The sequence below is a fragment of the Streptomyces palmae genome, from assembly GCF_004684805.1.
Lineage (GTDB): Bacteria > Actinomycetota > Actinomycetes > Streptomycetales > Streptomycetaceae > Streptomyces > Streptomyces palmae.
The window spans coordinates 1-6,375 of sequence record NZ_SRID01000391.1 but is presented as its reverse complement, the minus strand read 5'-3'; the positions used below and the strand labels follow the sequence as shown (position 1 = coordinate 6,375).

Annotated in this window: 5 protein-coding genes; 2 read left to right on the top strand and 3 right to left on the bottom strand. The window is 74.7% G+C overall.

Annotated elements, in window-relative coordinates:
* Positions 1–2,297: serine/threonine-protein kinase (locus tag E4099_RS27500; protein ID WP_135341828.1), on the bottom strand; the 2,297-nt coding region annotated here is incomplete at its 3' end.
* Between the two features lie 152 nt (positions 2,298–2,449).
* Between E4099_RS27500 and E4099_RS27495 the strand changes: the two genes are divergently transcribed.
* A complete protein-coding gene (locus E4099_RS27495) occupies positions 2,450–2,797 on the top strand; it encodes an SH3 domain-containing protein (protein ID WP_135341830.1) in 348 nt (115 codons plus the stop codon).
* Between the two features lie 199 nt (positions 2,798–2,996).
* Here the strand turns inward: E4099_RS27495 and E4099_RS27490 are convergent, their stop codons facing one another.
* Positions 2,997–5,231 (bottom strand): serine/threonine-protein kinase, encoded by a 2,235-nt coding sequence (locus E4099_RS27490; protein WP_245245213.1) that lies wholly within the window; start codon positions 5,229–5,231, stop codon positions 2,997–2,999.
* Between the two features lie 237 nt (positions 5,232–5,468).
* On the opposite strand from E4099_RS27490, the gene E4099_RS27485 reads away from it, so the two are divergent.
* Positions 5,469–6,002 (top strand): hypothetical protein, encoded by a 534-nt coding sequence (locus E4099_RS27485; RefSeq protein WP_135341827.1) that lies wholly within the window; start codon positions 5,469–5,471, stop codon positions 6,000–6,002.
* An 88-nt stretch (positions 6,003–6,090) separates the two neighbouring features.
* Here E4099_RS27485 and E4099_RS27480 read toward each other — a convergent pair.
* Positions 6,091–6,375 (bottom strand): nuclear transport factor 2 family protein (locus tag E4099_RS27480; RefSeq protein ID WP_135341826.1); only part of this gene is annotated, 285 nt, incomplete at its 5' end.

Genomic DNA, 6,375 nt, shown 5'->3' with positions numbered 1-6,375 from the left:
CCCCCCGACCACTCCTCCGGGGCCCCCGCGTCCACCGCGAAGAGGGTGCCGTCCGGGGAGGAGCCGACGACGCGGCCCGCGGCGATGATCGGGGCCGGGAGGGTGCCGGCGTAGCCCTGGCCGGGTTTGCCGGTGCGCAGGGGGGTCTGGCCGAGGATGCGGCCCTGGAAGGCGTCCACGGCGAGCAGCCGTCCGTCCGCGGCGGAGAAGTAGACCCGGTCCTCGGTGGCGAGCAGCGGGGACGCGTTGCCGACCGAGGTCTCCAGCCGCCAGCGCAGCGGCTCCTTGGCGCCGGGCGCGGTGTCGACCGACAGCAGCCCGCCGTCCCCGGACAGCAGGTACACCGCGTCGCCGTGGCTGGTCACGCCCGCCAGGGTGACCGGGGTGGGGAGCGGGATCCGGCGCTGCTCGTGGTCGGAGGGGGTGTAGCGGACCACCCCCGCCACCCGGCTCACCGTGTCGCTGGCCGTGAAGTAGAGCGTGCCGCGGGGGCCGGTGCCGGCCGGGGTGAGGTTGCCGTCCAGCCAGCGCTGCCAGCGTTTCCGGCCGCGTACCGGGTCCACCGCGGTGACCAGGGTGCGGCTGCCGTCCCCGGTGACGGTGACGGCGTACGCGGTGTCCCCGGCGGGCCCGGAGAAGAAGCCGGGCAGGGCGTGGCCCGGGACGCGGTGCCGCCAGCGGGGCCGGTTGGTCGCCGAGTCGATCGCGGTGACCGTGCCGTCCGCCGCCACCAGCAGCGCGGTGTCCCCCGCCCGGTAGATCCGGCCGCCGTACGCCGACACATCGCGCTGCCAGCGCGGCCGGTCGGTCCGGGGGTCCAGGCCCTCCAGCCGGGTGCCGTCCGCGGAGAGCACCTGCACCAGGCCGCCGGAGAGCACCGGCGGAGTGGGCGCGCCGAAGGCGCTGGTGCCGCCCTCGGTGGCGGGGTCCCGGTCGGGCAGTGACCAGACGACCTCGCCGTCGGCCGGGTTCAGCCGGGCGGCGCGGACGCCGGGGCCGGCGCAGTACAGCGCCCCGCGCCCGTACGAGCAGTAGGCGGCGTGCGGCCCGGCCTCGGGACCGTGCTGGTCGGGCGTGCCCAGGGTGGTCTGCCAGGGCTGGTGGACGGCCGGGGTCCGGTGCCCCCGCTGCCGGGAACCGCCCTGGAACGCGTCGAGCTGACGCAGTGTCCACCAGGTACCCGCGCCCAGCAGCACGACGGCCGCCGTGCCGAGCGCCAGCCAACCGCGGGCACCGCGCGGGGGCAGGGCGCGCAGCGCCGCGAACCTCCCGGAGCGGGGGCCCTCGGTCCCCCCGGTGCCCGGTGGCGTGGCGCTCTCGCCCTGCCGGGGGCCGGGGGCCTCCTGGGGCGGACCGTCCACCGGGTGTGGATGGCCGGCCGGCTCCGGTTCGGCGTGGGGCTCCCCGCCGTGCCGGCTGCGCTGGGCCGGCACCTTGGGCAGCGGGCCGCGCGGGGCCGGGGCGTACGGGCCGCGCACCGCGCGTAGAGCGGCCATCAGCGCGTCCGGGGTGGGCCGCTGCTCCGGGTCCTTGGCCAGGCAGCGCCGGATCAGCGGCTCCAACTGCCCGGGTACGCCGGTGAGATCGGCCTCGTCGTGCACCACCTGGTACGCCACGATGTACGGGCTCTCGGAGTCGAACGGCCCGCTTCCGGTGGCCGCGTGCACCAGTACCGAGCCCAGGGCGAACACATCGGCCGCCGGGCCCACCGTGCGCGGCCGCTGGAACTGCTCGGGCGCCATGAACGGCGGGGTGCCGATCAACTTGCCGGTCTCGGTGCGCAGATCGCTGTCGGCCGGCCGGGAGATCCCGAAGTCGATGACCTTGGGGCCGTCCGCGGCCAGCAGCACGTTGCTCGGCTTGAGGTCGCGGTGCACCACCCCCGCCCGGTGGATGTCGCGCAGCGCCTCGGCGAGCCCGGCCGCCAGCTGGAACACCTCGTCCGGCTCCAGGGGCCCGTTCCGCTTGACGTGTTCGGCAAGGGTGGGGCCGGGGATGTAGAGGGTGGCCATCCAGGGCCGTTCGCTGTCCGGGTTGGCGTCCACCACCGGTGCGGTGAACGCTCCGCTGACCCGGCGGGCCGCCGCCACCTCCTGCCGGAAGCGCGCCCTGAATTCCGGGTCCGCGGCGAAATCGGCGTGGACCACCTTGACCGCGAGACGCAGACCGGAATCCGAACGGGCAAGGTGGACGACGCCCATTCCGCCCGACCCGAGACGCGCTTCGAGCCGATATTGCCCGGCGTAATCCGGATCTTCCGCCTCCGGGCCTGTCCCCGCGCTGCGCAGCGGCGGCATTCCCCCCACCCCCGTGAAAATTCGGCCGCAATCGCGACACGCGGAGCCTAGTCGATACCCCGTGCGAGACAGCTGAGGCTTGCTAGCCTGCGCATGTTCCACACATCACGGAATGATCGGGAAATCCAATCGGGGGAGGGGCCGTCATGGCCATGGACGAGACGGTGGAGACGGCTGAGGCCGCAGGGGCGCGGACGCAGGGGACGGTGGAGTCCGTGGAGGCCACCGACGGCGTCGCGATGGTGGAGACCGTCACCTATCCGGTGGCCCCCGGCTGCCGGCTGAACGTCCGGCGCGGTCCGAGCACCACCAGCCCGCTGGTGCGGGTACTGGCGTACGACGTGCGGGTGCAGATCCGCTGCCAGCTGTACGGCGAGACCGTCACGGGCCCGTACGGCACCACCCGGATCTGGGACAACATCGGCCCCGGCGAGTACGTCTCGGACGCCTATGTGAAGACCGGCAGCGACGGCTTCGTCGCGGTGCGCTGCTCCAGCTGAGCCGCGTCGCGGTGCGCTGCTCGGGCTGAGCGGGGTGGCGGTGCGCTGCTCGGGCTGAGCGGGGTGGCGGTGCGCGGCTACGCCCGAGGCGGGGTGGCGGTGCGCGGCTACGCCTGAGCCGGGTGGCGGTGTGCTGCTTCGGGTCAGGCGGGCCGAGGCGTGCGGCTTCGGCTGAGCCAAGTCGCGGGGCCGGGCGTCGCTAGGGGAGTTCCGTGCGCTCCCAGCGCTCCAACCCCTTTTGCCCGTCCCGCGTCGGTGAGGCGGGCCGCGGGGCGAGCGGTGAGGCCGGGGGCGAGGGCTTCGCGTCCGGGTGGCCAGGATCCACCGAGAACAGGGTGCCGCTGCCGGTCATGCCGGTCACCGCGCCCCGCACCGGTATCACCCGGGGCGGTTCGGCCCAGCCGGAGGAGGCGCTGCGGGCGCCGGTCTGCCACAGCTCCTTGCCGGTGCCCAGGTCGAGGGCGATCAACCGACCGCTGGAGGTGCCGAGGTAGACCGTTCCGGCGGCCTGGACGACGGCCGGCGAGCCCAGCCGCTCCAGCGAGGTCGGGTTGCTCCACCGCTTCTTCCCGGTGGCCGGGTCGACCAGCGTGACCCGGCCGCTCTCCTGCACGAAGAACAGCCGGTCGCCGACGAGGAAGGCCTCACCGATGGCCTCCGGGGGCAGCTTCACCCGGTGCCGTTCGCCGGTGTGCGGGTCCACCTGGACCAGGTAGGGGTACTCGTCCAGACCGGAGTCGACGAAGGGCAGGAAGAGCAGCCGGCCGCGGTGCGTCCCCAGCATGCGATCGGTCATTCCGGGCTGTGCCACCGAGTGCGGATCGCCGTCCTGCCGGTCCAGCCGCAGCAGGGTGGTGCGATCGGATTCCCCCGTGCCGTCGCTGGCGCACAGGGCGTACGGGACCCCGTCCGCCACCACCGGCGAACAGCTGTCGCTCTTGGCCGCCAGTGTGGTCCACCGGACCTCGCCGGTGGTCGCGTCCAGACCGACCAGTCCCTTGTCACCGGGTTCGCTGGTCACCACCAGATCGCCGGCCAGCACAGACTCGGCGGCGGAGGTGGTCTTGCGCGCCCAGGCCAGTTCGCCGGTGTCCGCGCGCAGTGCGACCACCCGGCTGTGGGACTCCTCCGGGGTGTCCTGGAGGAAGACCAGCCCATGGCGGACCGCGAACGGAACGGAACTCACCTGCATCCCGCCGTCCGACGCTCGCGCGTCCGTCACCAGGCCCTTCGCCCGCCAGTTGACGCGCCCGTCGGCCCCGTTCACGCGCACCACCGGCAGCCCCAGCCCGCCGCAGAACAGCGCTGTGCCCGAGGGCAGGCAACCGGGGCCCACATCGCTGTCGAAGGGTTCCACCCCGGCCGCCTTGATCAGTGACAGCTCCCAGGGCCGCCAGTCCGAGGGCAGTCGGACCGAACCCTGCCCGGCGGCCGGGCCCTTCGCGGTCCGCACCCCGCCGTCCGGGCCGGGGAAGCCGTACAGCATGATCCCGCCGATGCCCGCGCCCAGCGCCAGCACCGCCGCGCCCAGCATCGACAGGGTGCGGCGGCGACGCTTTCCGGGGCTGGTCGGCGCGTACTCGACCGGTGTCGGGGCCGGCTCGCCCTCCGGCACCCGCGAACTGCCCTGCTCGGGCAGATCGCGCAGGCGCCGCATCAGCTCCGGCAGCCCCGGCCGCGCGGCGGGGTCCTTGACCAGGCAGTCCGCCATCAGGTCGCGCAGCGGCTGGGCCACCTGGTCCAGGGCCGGCGGCTCGTGCACCACCTGGTACGCGGTCATGTACGGGCTGTCCGCGTCGAACGGCCCGTGCCCGGTGGCCGCGAACACCAGCAGCGCGGCCAGGGAGAACACATCCGAGGCCGCGGTCACCTCGCGCGGCCGGCTCAACTGCTCGGGCGACATGAACGGCGGGGTGCCCATCACCCGGCCGGTGATCGTCAGCGTCTGGTTGTCGGCCGCCCGCGAGATCCCGAAGTCGATCACCCGGGGCCCGTCCTTGGCCATCAGCACGTTCGCCGGCTTGAGATCGCGGTGCACCACCCCGGCCCGGTGGATGTCGCGCAGCGCCTCCGCCAGCCCCAGCGCCAGCCGCCGCAACTCGGCGGCGTCCAGCGGGCCGTCCTCGGCCAGCCGCTCGGCCAAGGTGGGACCGGCGACGTACAGGGTGGCCATCCACGGCCGCTCGGCGTCCGGGTCCGCGTCCACCACCGGTGCCGTGAACGCGCCGCTGACCTGCCGGGCCGCGGCCACCTCCTGCCGGAAGCGGGTACGGAACTCCTCGTCCTCGGCGAACTGCGCGTGCACCACCTTGACCGCGACCTGCCGCCCGGAGGCCGACCGCGCCAGGTACACCACGCCCATGCCACCGGAGCCCAGCCGGTCCACCAGCCGGTAGGCACCAATGGCCTCGGGATCTCCCGTGTTCAGTGGCACGCCCACCCCACTCCGCGCCCCTCGGCGTTCGGCAACCAGCACCACAGCCTAAGGGGAGCGTTCCGCGGGGCCTCCGCGAGCCCGCCCCGGGTCCGGGCGCGGGCGGGGGAGGACCCGTCGGCCCGGTCCGGGCGGGACCGGGCGGCGGTGGCGATGTGCGGGGGAGCACCCCGGCGGGGCACCGGACGAGGACGCCCGCGGTCCGGCCGCCCTCGCGTACTGGCCATAATCGGAGGTATGAGCGACGAGCAGCGGGAGCAGCGGCCGGACGGCCCCCAGCCGGAGCCGCTCCGGTTCTTCGGAACCACCTGGGTACACCACGACGGCGGCTACGCGCTGCGCCGCGTCGGAGTGGCCGCCGGCTCGCTGGTGGCCGCCGCGGCCGGGGCGTTCGTGCTGCGGCTCGGTGTCCAGGGGGTGGCCATGGAACAGGCCGGCAGCCTGGTGGACATCATGCTGGTGGTCGTCTTCGCGATGTGCAGCCTGCTCGCCTTCCGCCGCACCTGGGACGGCTTCAAGCGGGGTCCGGGGGAGCCGCGTGACGAGGCGGTCGAGAAGTCGATGCGCAGCATCCGGGCCATCGGTTTCATCGGCGTGCTCCTCGCCTACTTCGCCCGCAGCTTCGCCGAGGCACCGGGCGAGAAGCTGCTGCGCGCCGAGTACGACCGGGAACTGGCCGCGTACGAGCGCCGGCGCGCCGCCCGCACCCGCAACCCGGCAGCGGGGAAGAAGCCGGCCGGGGCGGCGGCACGCAAACGGAAGCGACGCTGAGGCCGCGCGGCCCGACCCCCGGGCCGGGCCGTCACGCCACCGGTGCGGGCCGGGCCCGCCTCCCGTGTTCGGTGCGGGCCGGGCCCGCTCACGCGTCGGGGGTGCAGGCCGCCGCGATCGCCAGCCCGTCCTCGTACACGTGGTGCCGCACGATCAGCCCGTCCTCCACGGTCATCCGGAGCGCGAACGGCGAGTGGAAGGTCTTGCCGGTGGTCCGCACCGTCCCGCTCAGATGCCCGGTGAGCACCGCCTCCTTCCCGTCCACCACGAAGGCGTCCAGGGTGGCCTCGGCCAGCTCCGGGAAGGTGTGCGCGTCCAGTTCCCGCCAGTGGCCGGCCACGTCCTCGCGAGTGGACCGCGGGCGGATCCAGGG